12 protein-coding genes are annotated in these 14,867 nt (G+C 66.8%); 9 read left to right on the top strand and 3 right to left on the bottom strand.

From position 1 onward, the window contains the following. Window positions 1–6 precede the first annotated feature (6 nt). On the bottom strand, window positions 7–1,584 hold the full coding sequence (locus tag PXJ20_RS30510; protein WP_421030627.1) for an acid phosphatase: 1,578 nt from the start codon (window positions 1,582–1,584) through the stop codon (window positions 7–9). Window positions 1,585–1,853: 269 nt separating this feature from the next. Here PXJ20_RS30510 and PXJ20_RS30515 point away from each other — a divergent pair, with 269 nt between their 5' ends. From PXJ20_RS30515 to PXJ20_RS30525, 3 genes are all read left to right on the top strand, one after another. Continuing rightward, window positions 1,854–3,299 carry a cytochrome-c peroxidase gene (locus tag PXJ20_RS30515; protein ID WP_421030628.1) on the top strand — a complete coding sequence of 482 codons (1,446 nt, stop codon included), beginning with the start codon at window positions 1,854–1,856 and terminating at the stop codon, window positions 3,297–3,299. Between the two features lie 261 nt (window positions 3,300–3,560). Next, window positions 3,561–3,974, top strand: coding sequence for a hypothetical protein (locus PXJ20_RS30520; protein ID WP_421030629.1), 414 nt, complete (start codon window positions 3,561–3,563; stop codon window positions 3,972–3,974). Window positions 3,975–3,997: 23 nt separating this feature from the next. Continuing rightward, window positions 3,998–4,447, top strand: coding sequence for an NUDIX hydrolase (locus tag PXJ20_RS30525; RefSeq protein ID WP_421030630.1), 450 nt, complete (start codon window positions 3,998–4,000; stop codon window positions 4,445–4,447). Window positions 4,448–4,508: 61 nt separating this feature from the next. Here the strand turns inward: PXJ20_RS30525 and PXJ20_RS30530 are convergent, their stop codons facing one another. After that, on the bottom strand, window positions 4,509–6,260 hold the full coding sequence (locus PXJ20_RS30530; protein ID WP_421030631.1) for a glutamine--tRNA ligase/YqeY domain fusion protein: 1,752 nt from the start codon (window positions 6,258–6,260) through the stop codon (window positions 4,509–4,511). 145 nt (window positions 6,261–6,405) lie between these two features. Here PXJ20_RS30530 and PXJ20_RS30535 point away from each other — a divergent pair, with 145 nt between their 5' ends. Then, window positions 6,406–7,038, top strand: coding sequence for an RBBP9/YdeN family alpha/beta hydrolase (locus tag PXJ20_RS30535; protein ID WP_421030632.1), 633 nt, complete (start codon window positions 6,406–6,408; stop codon window positions 7,036–7,038). Window positions 7,039–7,092: 54 nt separating this feature from the next. On the opposite strand, the gene PXJ20_RS30540 is transcribed toward PXJ20_RS30535, so the two are convergent. After that, a complete protein-coding gene (locus PXJ20_RS30540; RefSeq protein ID WP_026122032.1) occupies window positions 7,093–8,313 on the bottom strand; it encodes a CaiB/BaiF CoA transferase family protein in 1,221 nt (406 codons plus the stop codon). Window positions 8,314–8,520: 207 nt separating this feature from the next. On the opposite strand from PXJ20_RS30540, the gene alaS reads away from it, so the two are divergent. From alaS to PXJ20_RS30565, 5 genes are all read left to right on the top strand, one after another. Then, complete coding sequence (gene alaS / locus PXJ20_RS30545; RefSeq protein WP_421030633.1) at window positions 8,521–11,145, top strand: alanine--tRNA ligase; 2,625 nt, start codon at window positions 8,521–8,523, stop codon at window positions 11,143–11,145. Window positions 11,146–11,421: 276 nt separating this feature from the next. Further along, window positions 11,422–11,952 carry an NUDIX domain-containing protein gene (locus tag PXJ20_RS30550; RefSeq protein ID WP_017777711.1) on the top strand — a complete coding sequence of 177 codons (531 nt, stop codon included), beginning with the start codon at window positions 11,422–11,424 and terminating at the stop codon, window positions 11,950–11,952. 248 nt (window positions 11,953–12,200) lie between these two features. Continuing rightward, on the top strand, window positions 12,201–13,349 hold the full coding sequence (locus PXJ20_RS30555) for an iron-containing alcohol dehydrogenase (protein WP_413213467.1): 1,149 nt from the start codon (window positions 12,201–12,203) through the stop codon (window positions 13,347–13,349). Between the two features lie 23 nt (window positions 13,350–13,372). Next, the gene (locus PXJ20_RS30560) at window positions 13,373–13,864 is read left to right on the top strand and encodes an acyl-CoA thioesterase (RefSeq protein WP_126878898.1); all 492 of its coding nucleotides are present in this window, start codon (window positions 13,373–13,375) and stop codon (window positions 13,862–13,864) included. A gap of 60 nt (window positions 13,865–13,924) precedes the next feature. Next, the gene (locus tag PXJ20_RS30565) at window positions 13,925–14,833 is read left to right on the top strand and encodes a branched-chain amino acid ABC transporter permease (protein WP_421031000.1); all 909 of its coding nucleotides are present in this window, start codon (window positions 13,925–13,927) and stop codon (window positions 14,831–14,833) included. Window positions 14,834–14,867: the final 34 nt, after the last annotated feature.

Raw genomic sequence — 14,867 nt, forward strand, 5'->3', positions numbered from 1 at the left:
GAAACCTTAGTGCACGATGTCGAGCGCGTTCGTGAGGTCGCCCATCGACGGGTTGCCGTTCGCGGTCAGCCCCTTGTCGCGCGCCGTGAGACCCGGCAGCGTGGGCAGCGCGTAGCGGCGCGTGATGAAGCGCAGGATCGAGGTCGTGTCGTACTGCGTGTGGTCCACGAAGCCCTTCTTCGCGAGCGGCGAAACGATGATGGCCGGAATGCGCGAGCCCGGACCCCAGCGGTCGCCCTTCGGCGGCGCGACGTGGTCCCAGAAGCCGCCGTTTTCGTCGTAGGTGACGATCACGACCATGTTGTTCCACTGCGGGCTCTTCTGCAGATGCGCGATCACGTCGGCGATGTGCTGGTCGCCCGACTGGACGTCCGTGTAGCCCGCGTGCTCGTTGAGGTTGCCCTGCGGCTTGTAGAAGGCCACTTGCGGCAGCGTGCCGGCATCGATCGCCTTGATGAACTCCGAGCCCGCAAGGCCGCCGTCCAGCAGGTGAGCCGAGCGGTTCGCCGTGCCCGGCGCGTAGCCCGCAAAGTAGTTGAACGGCTGGTGGTGCGGCTGGAAGTTCGGCGCGCTCATGTTCGCGCCGTAGATCACGCCCGAGGTGCCGCTTTGCGACGCGGAGAGCGCCGCGCCCCACGCGCCGCCATACCAGGCCCACGACACGCCCGCGTTGTTGAGCAGGTCGCCGATGTTCTGCTGCGTCTGCGCCGGCAGCGTCGTCGCATTCGACGGATCGGCGAGCGTCGTGTCGCCGCCCGAGGCAGGCTTGTTGCCGCTCGGCTGATACGGCGGCTGCATCGTATTCACGGCGAAGAAGTCAGGCGTGAGGTTGCCCGACTTCACGAACTTCGGCGGCCCCGAAATGGCGGAGGCGGGCGAGTTCGACGCGACCTGCAGCGAAACGCCGTCTGGATTCACGGCCGAGATCGAGCTGGCGGCCGGGCTCGCGTCCGCGTTCGGGTAGACCGGCGTGCACGCGCAGACGAGCCACTGGTGGTTCAGGAACGAGCCGCCGAACGCGCCCATGAAGAAGTTGTCGGCGAGCGTGTATTGCTGGGCGATCTTCCAGAGCGGCAGCTTGTCCGCGTTGAGGTTGTAGTAGCCCATCACGAGGCCGCCCGAGTCGGCCCAGGCAGCGAACTTGTCGTTCTTGCCGCCGTCGATCTGCATCTGGTTTTCGTAGAAGCGGTGCCACAGGTCACGCGTCGTCTGCGTGAAGGGCACGTTGAAGCCGTTCGGATCGTCGATGGCGAACGGGCTGTTGGGCAGGTTCGCGGTCATCGCCTGCGTGACGGCGGGCGTGACGCCCGTTTGCGTGAGGCCGTTCCAGACGGGCGGCAGCGTGGCCATCACCGAGCCGTCGCGATCGAGCTGCTTCGCGCTCGCGGCCGTTACGTTCTGCAGGCCGTTCGCGCCCGGGAACTTGCCGTAGAGGTTGTCGAAGCTGCGGTTCTCCGCATAGATCACGACGATGGTCTTCACCGACGAGATGTCCGGCTTGGTGACTTCATTGCCACCGCAGGCATACAGGCCGAGCGCTGCAACGATCGCGAGGGGCGCCGTGCAGATCAGTTTCTTGTTCATGGAGTTCTCTCTCTCGCGTAGGGGACTGCCGCGGCCGTTCTGTCCATCCGTTGTGCCCGGCTCCCGATCTATGCTGTGCGGCTGTGGTCGGGAACCGGCGGGTTGTCTCGGCACGTTCGGCCCCGGGGAGTGTCGCAAGCTAATTTGACAGACAGATGTAATTATTTACAAGCGCCTTTAAATTCCCGGGCGTTCGTTGGCTTTCCGTCATGGTTTCGTCACGGCACCGACATACGCTCTCGCGATTCGCCAACCTCGGAAGAATACTCATGCTGTGTCGTTTCACGGAATGGCCGTTCGCCCGGTCGCCTTCGCCCGGCCGCCTGTCGCTTCGCATGCGGGAGCACGCCGTTGCGGCGCTTGCCGCGGGCGCGGTACTCCTGCTGCTGGCACTGCTCGGCGGATGCGATGCCCGCGGGCCGGGCGCCGAAGGCGCTGCGGACGTGGCTGCGCCGGCAAGTGCGAAGACCGTGGCGGCAACGGCGCAGCCCGATGCGCAGCGAGCGGGCGCAGCAACGGATGCACCGCAGATCGTGCAGATCGTGCGCGTCGCTGCCGTGGACGGAGGCGGACAGACGCGCGCCCAGGTGTACGAATCGGTGCGCAAGATGACGGCGCTCGGTCAGCAGCTGTTCTTCGACCCGTCGCTGTCCGGTTCGGGCAAGCTCGCGTGCGCCACCTGTCACACGCCGTCGCGCGCGTTCACGCCGGCCAACGCGCTTTCCGTGCAACTGGGCGGCAGCGACATGCACCAGCAAGGCATGCGAGCCGTGCCCACGCTCAAGTATCTGCAGTCGGTGCCGGCGTTCCAGGAGCACTATCACGAGTCCGACGACGAAGGCGACGAAAGCGTGGACGCGGGCCCCACCGGCGGCCTTACCTGGGACGGTCGCGTGGATCGCGGCGCGGACCAGGCGCGCATTCCGATCCTCTCGCCGCTCGAGATGGGCAGCTCGCCGCAGAAGGTGGCCGCCGCAGTCAAGGCCGCGCCTTACGCGAACCAGTTTCGGGACGCGTTCGGCGAGCACATCTTCGACAACGCCGACGCCACCTTCAAGGCGGTCCTCAAGGCGCTGGAAACGTTCGAGCAGACGCCGCAGGTGTTCTATCCGTACACGAGCAAGTACGACGCGTACCTGGCGGGCAAGACTCAACTCACACCGGCCGAGCTGCGCGGCCTGCAGCTTTTCAACGACGAGAAGAAGGGCAACTGCGCGAGCTGCCACGTGAGCCAGCGCGCGCGGGACGGCGCGCCGCCGCAGTTCAGCGACTTCGGGCTGATCGCCGTCGGCGTGCCGCGCAACCGCGCACTCGCGGTGAACCGCGATCCGCATTTCTACGACCTGGGTGCGTGCGGCCCCGAGCGTACCGACCTCAAGGGCCGCGCCGAATTCTGCGGCCTCTTTCGCACGCCGACGCTGCGCAACGTGGCGCTCAAGAAGTCGTTCTTCCACAACGGCGTCTACCATTCGCTCGAACAGGTGCTGCGCTTCTACGCCGAACGCGACACGAACCCGGCGAAGTTCTATCCGGTGGTGAACGGCAAGGTGCAGAAGTTCGACGACCTGCCGCAACGCTACTGGCCGAATCTCAATACCGAGCCGCCGTTCGACCGCAAGCCGGGTGACGCGCCCGTCTTCAACGCCGCCGAAATCCGCGATGTCATTGCCTTTCTCAACACGCTCACGGACGGCTGGCAGCCCGCCGCGCAGTAGGCCGCGACGCAGGGCCGCAGGGGGCCGGGCGGCCCCGGGGCGGCCGAAAGCTGCGTGCTATGCTTGCCAGGCCGTCCCGCGTGCCGTGGCGCTCAGTCTGCGTGCCGGTTAATGTGCTGGTTAACGCGCTGGTTAATGCGCTGGTTAATGCGCTGGTTAATGCGCTGGTTAATGCGCCGATTAATGTGCTCGATTGAGGAGCCCGTGTGCGGGCCATTGCACGACGTCTATTCGAACGACGCTAACAAGGAGAACGACTGAATGACGACGCGAAATCAACATCAAAGCCGCCAGCGGATTCGAAACCTCTTGAGCATGGGCGCCGGGGCGCTGCTGCTCGCCTGCGCGGGCAGCGCGCTGGCCTCGAACCTGAGCTTTCTCGACAACACGCCGCTCGCCTACATCCAGCAGCGCGATCACGATGAAATCATCAAGGCCGTGTATGTCGCGCTCGACAACAAGCAGGACGGCCAAACTGCGAACTGGACGAATCAGGGTTCCCGCAACAGCGTGAGGATCGACGCGAAGATCACGCCGCACGACACGACTAAAGACGGGGAAAAGACCTGTCGCAAGGTCGACGTGGAACTGGATGCGAAGGGCCAGTCCATGACGCTTGTGCCGTCCTACTGCCGCGAAGGCAAAGGCGAGTGGCAATTCCAGAAAGCCCGATAGAAGCAGCAGGGAGGATGCAGCCGGTGGCCGAACGCACCGTTTCGTGTGGCGTCGTTTTGCTGGACCCGGAAGGCCGGGTTCTGCTTGCGCATGCCACCGGCACCAACCACTGGGACGTTCCGAAAGGGCAGGGCGAGGAAGGCGAGACGCCGCGCGAGGCGGCACTGCGCGAACTGGTGGAAGAGACGGGCCTCGTGATCGCCCCGGACCGGCTGGTGGACCTGGGCCGTTTCGACTATCGGCGCGACAAGGAACTGCATCTCTTTGCCGCCCGCGCGCGGGACGACGAACTGGACCTCACGCGCTGCACTTGCACGTCGCTCTTTCCGCGCCGTTGGGACGGCGTGATGATTCCCGAGATGGACGCTTACCGCTGGGCCGCGCCCGACGAGGTGGCCCAGTACGCGAGCCGGAGTCTGAACCGGCTCTTCGAGACAACGTTGTCTTTGGAGGAACTGCACCGCAGGCTGTAACGGCGCGCGGTGCGCAGGAGAAACGGCGTCATTTCAGACGCCGCTTCTCTTCATCGCAGATTCAAGCCGGCTTGCCCCAGCTGTCGCGCAACCCGACGATGCGGTTGAACACCGGCTTGCCCGGCTTCGAATCGACGCGGTCGGCCACGAAGTAGCCATGCCGTTCGAACTGGTAGCGGTCTTCGGGCATCGCATCGCGTGCGCCGGGTTCCAGATAGGCCTGCACCACACGCTTCGAGTCCGGGTTCAGCGCTTCGAGGAAATCGCGGCCGCCTGCATCGGGCTGTGGTTCCTTGAAGAGGCGGTCGTAGAGGCGCACTTCCGCCGGGCAGGCCTGCGCCGCGCTCACCCAGTGGATGTTGCCCTTCACCTTGTAGTTGTTCGCGCCTTCGGTGCCCGAGCGGCTGTCCGGGAAATAGGTGCAATGCACCGCCACGATGTTGCCGTCCCCGTCCTTCTCCGCACCCGTGCATTCCACCACGTAGCCGTAGCGCAGCCGCACCTTGTTGCCGGGGAAAAGGCGGAAATAGCCCTTCGGCGGCGTTTCCGTGAAGTCCTCGCGTTCGATCCACAGTTCGCGCGAAATCGGGAAGGTGCGCAGGCCGCGTTCCGGATGATGCGGATGCACCGGCGCGCTGCATTCCTCGGTCACGCCTTCGGGGAAGTTGTCGATGACGAGCTTCACCGGGTCCAGCACGGCCACCGTGCGCGGTGCCTTCTCGTCGAGGTCGTCGCGCAGCGCGCCTTCGAACACGCTCATGTCGATCCACGAATCCACCTTCGTGATGCCGATGCGCTCGCAGAAGAGCTGGATCCCCTCGGGCGTGAAGCCACGACGGCGCAGGCCGACGATGGTCGGCATGCGCGGGTCGTCCCAACCCTCCACATGGCCTTCGGTCACGAGTTGCAGCAGCTTGCGCTTGCTCGTGATGGCGTACGTGAGGTTGAGCCGCGAAAACTCGATTTGCTGCGGCAGCGGACGCGTGAACACGCCGGCGTCGGCGAGTTCGTTGAGCACCCAGTCGTAGAGCGGCCGGTGGTCTTCGAATTCGAGCGTGCACAGCGAATGCGTGATGTTTTCGAGCGCGTCCGAAATGCAGTGCGTGTAGTCGTACATCGGATACACGCACCACGTGTCGCCGGTACGGTAGTGATGCGCGAAGCGGATGCGGTAGATCACCGGGTCGCGCATGTTGATGTTGGGCGACGCCATGTCGATCTTCGCGCGCAGCACGTGCTCGCCTTCGGTGAATTCGCCCGCCTTCATGCGGCGGAACAGGTCGAGATTCTCTTCGGGCGTGCGGTCGCGGTACGGCGAGGGCTTGCCGGGCTCGGTGAGCGAGCCGCGGTTCGCGCGCATTTCGTCGGCGCTCTGGCTGTCCACGTAGGCCTTGCCGCGCTCGATCAGCAGCTCGGCGAACGCGTACAGCTTGTCGTAGTAGTCGCTCGCATAGTAGAGGTGCTCGCGGCCGTCGTGCTGCCAGTCGAAGCCGAGCCACTTCACGGCGTCGATGATGGACTCGACGTACTCGACGCTTTCCTTTTCCGGATTCGTATCGTCGAAGCGCAGATGGCACACGCCGCCATAGCTGCGCGCCATGCCGAAATTGAGGCAAATGCTTTTCGCGTGGCCGATGTGCAGGTAGCCGTTCGGCTCGGGCGGGAAACGCGTTTCAACCCGCGAGCTCCACTTGCCCGAGCGGTTGTCCTCGTCGATGATGTTGCGGATGAAATTGGACGCGGGCGCGTCCGTCCGGTCCGCGTGGTTGCTGTCGGCGGCTTTGCGTTCGGTGGGTTTGCGTTCGTTGTTCATGCGAGAGTAGGGATGTCGTTCGAGGGCGCGCGGTGCGTCCGCAATTCTGTTAATTCTACCTGACGAGGCCCGCTCCAGCAGCCGCCGCACGGCGTTGCGCGGGGCGCCGCAGCCTTGTCGCGAGCCTGCGAGGAACACGAAAGCGATGATCGACCACACGGTACTGACGGTACTGACGCTGCCCGGCTACCTGAACTCCGGCCCCGGCCACTGGCAGACGCGCTGGGAGGCGCTGCACGGCCGGCATGGGCCGGCCAGAGGCGCGGTATCGGGCGCGCCGTCGGGTCATTTCGCCTTCACCCGCGTGCAGATGGCCGATTGGGACCATCCGGTGCGCGAGGCGTGGTGTCGCACGCTCGACGAAGCCATCGCCGCCGCTGAAGGGCCGGTGCGGCTCGCCGCGCACAGCATGGGCTGCCTCACCGTGGCGTTCTGGGCCACGCAATACGCCACGCCCGAACGCGCGGCGAAGGTGGCGGGTGCGCTGCTCGTGGCCGTGCCGGACCCGGCAGGCGCTGTGTTCCCCCGCGACGCGTCGGGCTTCTCGCCCGTGCCGCTCGAACCGCTGCCGTTTCCCACCACCGTCGTGGCGAGCAGCAACGACCCGTACGGCGGCATTGCGTTTTCCGCCGCGTGCGCGCAGGCGTGGGGCAGCCGCTGGTTCGACATCGGCGCACGCGGGCACATCAATGCCGACAGCGGTCTTGGCGACTGGGAACAGGGACTCGCGTGGCTCGCGGAACTGGCGCGCGAGCCACGCGTGGAGGCGGGGCGCTGAGGGTGTGCTGAGGGTGCGTTGAACGTGCGCCGAACGGCCCCGGGCGCGCGGCGTTCAGACGGCTGACTTCGCCCGCAACGCCGCGATGGCGTCTTCGCTATAGCCCAGCACGTCGCGCAGCACCTCGTCCGTGTGCTCGCCGAGCGTGGGCGGATGGCTCGCCACCCGCGGCGGCGTCTTCGTCATCTTGATGGGATTGGCCACGAGCTTCGCCGTGGCGCCCGACGGATGCGGCACGTCGACCTGCATCCCGCGGGCCACCACCTGCTCGTTGGCGAACACCTCGGCCAGATCGTTGATCGGCCCGCACGGCACGCCCGCCGCTTCCAGGGCCGCGATCCATTCGTGCTTGGTCTTCAGGCGCACCATTTCGGCGAGCACGGGCACGAGCGTGTCGCGGTTGCGCACGCGGGCCGGGTTCGTGGCGAAGCGTTCGTCGTCGGCCAGTTCCGCGCGGCCGCCCACTTCCACGAACTTGCGGAACTGGCCGTCGTTGCCTACCGCCACGATGATCCAGCTGTCGCTCGTCTGGAACGTCTGATACGGCACGATGTTGGCGTGCGCATTGCCCCAGCGTACGGGCGGCTTGCCGCTCGCGAGATAGTTCGCGTTCATGTTCGCGAGCATGGCGACCTGCACGTCGAGCAGCGCCATGTCGATGTACTGGCCTTCGCCCGTGCGGTCGCGGTGCGCGAGCGCCGTGAGCACGGCGATGGTCGCGTACATGCCGGTCATGAGGTCCGCAATGGCCACGCCGGCTTTCTGCGGGCCGCCGCCCGGCAGGCTGTCGCGCTCGCCCGTGATGCTCATGAAGCCGCCCATGCCCTGCACGATGAAGTCGTAGCCGGCCCGCGACGCGTAGGGGCCGGTCTGGCCGAAGCCCGTCACGGAGCAGTAGACGATGTCCGGCTTCACGGCGGCGAGCGATGCGTAGTCGAGCCCGTACTTCTTCAGCTGGCCGGCCTTGTAGTTCTCCAGCACCACGTCGCTTTGCGCCGCGAGTTCGCGCACGATGCGCTGGCCCTCGGGCGTCGCGATGTCCACCGTGACCGAACGTTTATTGCGGTTGGCCGCGAGGTAGTAGGCGGCCTCGCGCGTGTCGGCGCCGTCCGGCGTCTTCAGATACGGCGGACCCCAGTGGCGCGTGTCGTCGCCGGCGCCGGGGCGCTCGATCTTGATCACGTCCGCGCCGAAGTCGGCGAGCGTCTGTGCGCACCAGGGACCGGCCAGCACGCGGGTGAGGTCCAGCACCCGGATATGACTGAGAGCGCCCATCATGTCTTGCATGTCTCCTCTTGTGGCTGCCTGCAATGCCGTCCATCTTAAGCGATTCCCGCGTGCGCGCCCGCCCACGAGGGCTCTGCGGCCTCGCGTGGCAGGCGTGATCCCGTATAATCGACCGTCTGGAAAGCAAATGGCTGGCGCGTCTGCGGTTTTGACCGGTACGCGCCGGATTTAAAGCAGAGACCGCCCCACCACGCCATGAAAGCAGCCGATATCCGCGAGAAATTCCTCAAGTTCTTCGAATCGAAGGGCCACACGATCGTGCGCTCGTCGAGCCTTGTGCCCGCCAACGACCCGACGCTGCTCTTCACCAATTCGGGGATGGTGCAGTTCAAGGACGTGTTCCTCGGCACCGACAAGCGGCCGTACTCGCGCGCCACCACGGCCCAGCGCAGCGTGCGCGCGGGCGGCAAGCACAACGACCTCGAAAACGTGGGCTACACCGCACGCCACCATACGTTCTTCGAGATGCTCGGCAACTTCTCGTTCGGCGACTACTTCAAGCGCGACGCGATCCACTACGCGTGGGAGCTGCTCACCACGGTCTACCAGTTGCCGAAGGACAAGCTCTGGGTCACCGTCTACCAGGAAGACGACGAGGCCTACGACATCTGGGCGAAGGAAGTGGGCGTGCCGGCCGAGCGCATCATCCGCATCGGCGACAACAAGGGCGCGCGCTACGCCTCCGACAACTTCTGGCAGATGGCCGACACCGGCCCGTGCGGCCCGTGCTCCGAAATCTTCTACGACCACGGCCCGGACGTGTGGGGCGGCCCGCCGGGATCGCCCGAAGAAGACGGCGACCGCTACATCGAAATCTGGAACCTCGTGTTCATGCAGTTCAACCGCGACGCGCAGGGCAACATGACACCGCTGCCGAAGCCCTGCGTGGACACCGGCATGGGCCTCGAACGTATCGCGGCCGTGCTCCAGCACGTGCACAGCAACTACGAGATCGACCTGTTCCAGGCGCTGATCGCGGCCGCCGGCCGTGAAACCGGCATCGCCGACCTCACGAACAACTCGCTCAAGGTGATTGCGGACCACATCCGCGCGTGCTCGTTCCTGATCGTCGACGGCGTGATTCCGGGCAACGAAGGCCGCGGCTACGTGCTGCGCCGCATCGTGCGCCGCGCCATCCGCCACGGCTACAAGCTGGGCCGCAAGCAGGCGTTCTTCCACAAGCTGGTGGGCGACCTCGTCGCGCAGATGGGCGGCGCGTATCCCGAACTCAAGGAAAACGAGGCGCGCGTCACGGACGTGCTGCGCCAGGAGGAAGAACGCTTCTTCGAGACCATCGAGCACGGCATGTCGATTCTCGAAGGCGCGCTTGCCGAACTCGAAGCCGCGGGCGGCAAGACGCTCGACGGCGAACTCGCGTTCAAGCTGCACGACACCTACGGCTTCCCGCTGGACCTCACGGCCGACGTGTGCCGCGAGCGCGGCGTGACGGTTGACGAGTCCGCCTTCGACGAAGCCATGGCGCGCCAGCGCGAGCAGGCTCGTGCGGCGGGCAAATTCCGCATGGCGCAGGGCCTCGAATACTCGGGCGCGAAGACCACGTTCCACGGCTACGAAGAGATCGTCTTCGACGACGCGAAGGTGGTCGCGCTCTACGTGGACGGCGCCGCGGTCAACGCAGTGACGAAGGGCCAGCACGCCGTGGTGGTGCTGGACCACACGCCGTTCTACGCCGAGTCGGGCGGCCAGGTGGGCGACCAGGGCGTGCTTGGCAACGCGAGCGTGCGCTTTGCAGTGAGCGATACGCAGAAGGTGCAGGCCGACGTGATCGGCCATCACGGTCTGCTCGAACAGGGCACGCTCAAGGTGGGCGACGTGGTGAAGGCCGAGATCGACGCGATCCGCCGCGCCCGCACGGCGCGCAACCACTCGGCCACGCACCTGATGCACAAGGCGCTGCGCGAAGTGCTGGGCGCGCACGTGCAGCAGAAGGGCTCGCTCGTGGATGCGGAAAAGACCCGCTTCGACTTCGCCCACAACGCGCCCATGACCGACGACGAAATTCGCCGCGTGGAAGACATCGTGAACGCCGAGGTGCTTGCGAACGCGCCGGGCGTGGTGCAGGTGATGCCCTACGACGAAGCCGTGAAGGGCGGCGCGATGGCGCTCTTCGGCGAGAAGTACGGCGACGAAGTGCGCGTGCTCGATCTCGGCTTCTCGCGCGAACTCTGCGGCGGCACGCACGTGCATCGCACGGGCGACATCGGCCTTTTCAAGATCGTGGTGGAAGGCGGCGTGGCGGCGGGCATCCGTCGCGTGGAAGCCATTACCGGCGACAACGCGGTGCGCTACGTGCAGGAACTCGACGCACGCGTCAACGCGGCGGCCGCGGCGCTCAAGGCGCAGCCGGCCGAACTCACGCAGCGCATTTCGCAGGTGCAAGACCAGGTGAAGTCGCTCGAGAAGGAACTGGCCGCGCTCAAGTCGAAGCTCGCGTCGAGCCAGGGCGACGAACTGGCGGGCCAGGCGGTCGAGGTGGCCGGCGTGCAGGTGCTTGCCGCGACGCTGGAAGGCGCGGACGTGAAGACGCTGCGCGAGACCGTCGACAAGCTCAAAGACAAGCTGAAGAGCGCCGCGATCGTGCTGGCGTCGGTGGAAGGCGGCAAGGTGAGCCTGATCGCGGGCGTCACGGCCGAGGCCAGCAAGAAGGTGAAGGCCGGCGAACTCGTGAACTTCGTCGCCCAGCAGGTGGGCGGCAAGGGCGGCGGCCGGCCCGACATGGCGCAGGCCGGCGGCACCGATCCGACCAACCTGCCCGCCGCGCTGGCCGGCGTGAAGGGTTGGATTGAAGCGCAGCTTTAATCGCAGACGGCGGGCCACCGTAATGGCTCGATGAAAGCGCCATCGCGGCGTGCCGGACAGTAAAAGGCGAACGGGCCGCTCCTGAAGAAAAGGGAGCGGCCCGTTTCGTTTGGGGCGCGAGGCGTGGGGTACAACGAGAGCGGCGTGGCGGCCCAAAGCGGCCGTCCCGGGACGAACCTCAGCCCGAACCTCGCCCCACGCCGACGCCGCCCCACGACCGCCGCAATCGCACACTAAAATGGACGCTTTCCATCGCACCCTGCGTCCTCCCGCCCCATGACCGACTACCGCTTCTGCCCCCGCTGCGCCACGCCGCTCGTCGAGCGAACCGATCCGGAACACGAGGGCGGCCGTGTGCGCCAGACCTGTCCGGACGAGGCCTGCGGCTATGTGCACTGGAACAATCCGTTGCCCGTGGTGGCCGCGATCGTCGAGTACGAAGGGCGGGTGCTGCTGGCACGCAATGCCGCGTGGCCCGAGGGCACGTTTGCGCTCATCACGGGCTTTCTCGAAAACGGCGAAACGCCCGAAGAGGGCATTGCCCGCGAGGTGCGCGAAGAGACGGCGCTGCATGCGCAGAGCGTGGAACTGGTGGGCGTCTACGAGTTCATCCGCAAGAACGAACTCATCATCGCGTATCACGTGAAGGCGCATGGCACCATCGCGCTGTCGCCGGAGCTACTGGAGTATCGGCTCGTGGAGCCCGCCAAGCTGCGGCCGTGGCTGGCGGGTACGGGCCAGGCGCTCGCCGAGTGGATGCGGCGCCGGGGTCTGCCGTTCGAATTCGTCGAGCGGCCGGGACAATGACGGCGGCATCCGCGCGTAGCGACGTATCAGCACGCCATCACAGCAGAGCAGTAGCGGCACATTCCTGTCGATAACGATGAAGCGGCACCCCTCAGCCGCCGCAGCGGTTCGCAAGACAAAAGTGCCCGCGCGCGGCAGGTAGCCGATGCAAGTGGTCGAACCAGACCGAACAAGGCGCCCCAGTTGAGGCGCGCAACCGGATGACCGACCGGACGCCCAAACCGGGCGACCCAACCAGGAGACATGGCATGGCGTACATCTACTACCTGACTCACATCCATCTCGGCTACGACGCGCTCGACCAGCTCGCGTCCGAATGCGCGCGCGCCGGCATCACGCGACCGCTCGTGGTCACCGACAAAGGCGTCGTGGCCGCAGGTCTTGCCCAGCGCGCCGTGGATGCGCTCGGTCGCGGCACGCTGCCGGTGTTCGACGACACGCCATCGAACCCCACGGAGGCCATGGTGCGGGCCGCCGCAGCACGTTATCGCGAGGAGGGCTGCGACGGGCTCGTGGCAGTGGGCGGCGGTTCGTCGATCGATCTGGCCAAGGGCGTGGCCATTGCGGCGACCCATCCGGGGCCGCTCGCCACCTATGCCACCATCGAAGGCGGCAGCAACCGCATCACGAGCGCGGCCGCGCCGCTCATCGCCGTGCCCACCACCGCCGGCACGGGCAGCGAAGTCGCGCGCGGCGCCATCATCATCCTCGACGACGGACGCAAGCTCGGCTTCCATTCGTGGCATCTGCTGCCGAAGGCCGCGATCTGCGACCCCGGCCTCACGCTCGGCCTGCCGCCCATGCTCACCGCGGCGACGGGCATGGACGCCATCGCCCATTGCATCGAGACGTTCCTCGCGCCCGCCTTCAACCCGCCCGCCGACGGCATCGCGCTCGACGGGCTCGAACGCGCGTGGGCGAACATCGAGCGCGCCACCCGCGACGGCAGCGACCGCGACGCGCGTCTCAACATGATGAGCGCTTCGATGCAGGGCGCGATGGCGTTCCAGAAGGGGCTCGGCTGCGTGCATTCGCTGTCGCATCCGCTCGGTGGCGTGAAGGTGGGCGGACGCACGTCGCTGCATCACGGCACGCTCAACGCCGTTGTGCTGCCCGCCGTGCTGCGCTTCAACGCGAGCGCCGAAAGCGTGGTGGCCAACCGGCGCTACGAACGCATGCGCCGCGTAATGGGGCTCGCGCCCCATGCCGATCTGGCCGACGCGCTGCACGACATGACCGCGCGGCTCGGCCTGCCCACCGGGCTCGCGCAGATGGGCGTGGATGCGAGCGTGTTCGACCACGTGATCGAAGGCGCGCTTGCCGACCATTGCCACAAGACCAATCCGCGCGAAGCCAGCGCGGACGACTACCGTCGCATGCTGCACGAGTCGCTCTAACCCACGAAGGGACGCAAACCACCATGAGGCCCACCGCGATCGTTCGCAGCGCCTACCGCCACTTCCTGCCCATCACCACGCGCTGGATGGACAACGACGTCTACGGCCACGTGAACAACGTCGTCTACTACAGCTATTTCGACACGGTGGTGAACGAGTACCTGATCCGCGCGGGCGCGCTCGACGTGGAGCACGGCACGACCATCGGCCTCGTGGTGGAGACGCAGTGCAACTACTTCTCGCCGCTCGTGTTTCCGGAGCGCGTGGATGCCGGTCTGCGCGTGGCGCGGCTGGGGTCGTCGAGCGTGCGTTACGAGGTGGGGCTCTTCCGCGAGGGCGAGTCGCAGCCCGCGGCGCAGGGGCATTTCGTGCACGTCTACGTGGAGCGCGCCACGCGCCGGCCGGTCTCGGTGCTGCCCGACGCGTTGCGCGCAGCACTCGCGCCGCTCGTCGTGGCGCCTCATGAGGCCGTTGCTTCCGGTCAGCACAAGAACCAGGACGAGGCGGCGGATTAACTCGTGCAGACGTTGGCAATCGAGACGCTGAACGGCCTCAGCTACGGCCTCTTGCTGTTCATGCTCAGCGCCGGACTCACGCTGATTTTCAGCATGCTCGGCGTGCTCAACTTCGCGCACGCGAGCTTCTACATGCTGGGCGCGTACGTGGGTTTTTCGCTGGCGGCGCGCATGGGCTTCGGCTGGGCGCTCGTGCTCGCGCCGCTTGCCGTGGGCGCCACGGGCGCGGCGCTCGAACGCTGGCTGTTGCGGCGCGTGCGGCCTGGCGGCGCGTTGAACGAGTTGCTGCTCACCTTCGGCGCCGCCTACGTGATCGGTGAACTCGTCAAGCTCGTGTGGGGGCTCGAGCCGCTGAGCGCGACGGTGCCGGCCGTGCTCGACGGTCCGCTCTTCACGCTCGACGGCCTCGCCTTTGCGCGCTACCGCGCTTTCATGATGGCCGTGGCGCTCGCCATGCTCGCGCTGCTCGCCGCGGTGCTGCGCGTGTCGAAGACGGGGCTCGTCGTGCGTGCGGCGCTCACGCATGCGCAGATGGTGGAGGCGCTCGGTCATGACGTGCCGCGCGTCTTCACCTGGGTGTTCGGCGTGGGCACCGGGCTCGCGGCGCTGGCCGGCGTGGTGGGCGCGCCGCTCTTCGTGATCGAGCCGGCGATGGCGGAGTCCGTCGGCTCCATCGTGTTCGTCGTGGTGGTGGCGGGCGGCCTGGGTTCGCTTTCGGGGGCGCTCGCGGCCTCGCTCGCGGTGGGCTGCATTCAGACGTTCGCGGCGGCGAGCAACGTGTCCTTCGGCGATCTGGCTGAACGCCTCGATCACCTGAGCCACCTCGGGCATCTCGCCGATGCGCTGCCGCCTGCATGGAGCGCGCTTACCGTCGCGCAGATCGCGCCGCTGCTGCCTTATGTGCTGCTCGTGGCGATGCTCGCGCTGCGCCCTCGCGGACTCTTCGGCCAGCGTGGCGACGATGCGTAGGTGTCACGGGCCTTCGCGCCCGCGCCTGTTCCAG

The organism is Paraburkholderia sp. A1RI_3L (assembly GCF_048957895.1).
GTDB lineage: Bacteria > Pseudomonadota > Gammaproteobacteria > Burkholderiales > Burkholderiaceae > Paraburkholderia > Paraburkholderia kururiensis.